Source organism: Chryseobacterium cheonjiense (genome assembly GCF_012927265.1).
GTDB lineage: Bacteria > Bacteroidota > Bacteroidia > Flavobacteriales > Weeksellaceae > Chryseobacterium > Chryseobacterium cheonjiense.
The window spans coordinates 1-1,212 of sequence record NZ_JABBGF010000008.1 but is presented as its reverse complement, the minus strand read 5'-3'; the positions used below and the strand labels follow the sequence as shown (position 1 = coordinate 1,212).

1 rRNA gene is annotated in these 1,212 nt (G+C 30.2%); it reads right to left on the bottom strand.

Annotated elements, in window-relative coordinates:
- Positions 1-1,128 precede the first annotated feature (1,128 nt).
- Positions 1,129-1,212 (bottom strand): 5S ribosomal RNA (rrf, locus tag HHL20_RS19435); the annotation flags it as partial.

Genomic DNA, 1,212 nt, shown 5'->3' with positions numbered 1-1,212 from the left:
ATCTGATAAAATTTGTAATTGTTTTCCTGACCCATATCTCTTTAAAAGAGCTCTTAATTCCCGGCCCATTAAGGCCTCCTCTGCGCTACCTACTTCCTTCCGTTTTCAGTGGGGCAAAGATAGGGCGAGTTACTTTATAATCCAAATCTATTTAACATAAAATTCACTTTTACGTAATATTTAAGCCTAACTCACTGATATACTATGAGAATAATTTTAAACTAATGTTTAGTATTTGGTAAAAAAAACAAAAATACAAATGTGAGAGCAGTTTTTGAGTATAAGAGCAGCACAAAAGTGGGAATAAAAATTATAGTTTTCCTAAATTTCTTCTTGATAACGTCCGTAATGTTTTAATTTTATTTAAAGGTAATTTGAATAAAGCTAGGTTTTCATTCATAATTCTATTCTGTTCTCCTAGAAAATTTTTGTAGTGCTATTAGAGCTTTATAATTAAAATATCCCGAGTTCATCTTATGAATAATACATTATAAAGATTTTGGATGGTTTATATTTAGCTTTAATTAACTGAAAATGTTTTAGTGTGGAAACTATATTGTATGAGACAAGCTTAATGGAAAATAAAATTTAAATATAAGTGTTATTAGATGCCAATACACGAGAACTATAAGATAATTAAGCCATCCAGAAAGCTTTTATAAAAGGTACAGTTCCAAGACAGCGGCATTAATATAATTATTTTCTAATTATTAGGTAGAATAGACATTTATCTTACGATGCATAGATCCTTACAGGATGACAGCCTTTGCGGCTATTCGGTATTAGAAATAAGTTTGTGTTATATTAAACCTATATTGATTTAGATACAGGAATATCGGATATAATATTTGTCTTTGGATATAAGATAAACTGGGTAAAGGGTTATTTTAGTGAGATATAGAGAGTCAGTAATAAGTAATTGGTAATGCGTAATAAAGTATGGGTAAAACCCAGGATATTCTATTTAAATAAACTCTTTAAACTTTGAATTTTGAACATCAAACTCTGAATCTTAAACCTTAAACTTTGAATTTTAAACTTTGAACTTTGAACTTTGAATCTTAAATCTTGAATGGGATATAAACAAAAAAGTCTCATAGAAATTAATCTATGAGACTTTTAAATAAAAACTGGCGGCGACCTACTCTCCCGCGTTAGCAGTACCATCGGCGCTGGTGGGCTTAACTTCTGTGTTCGGAATGGGAACAGGTG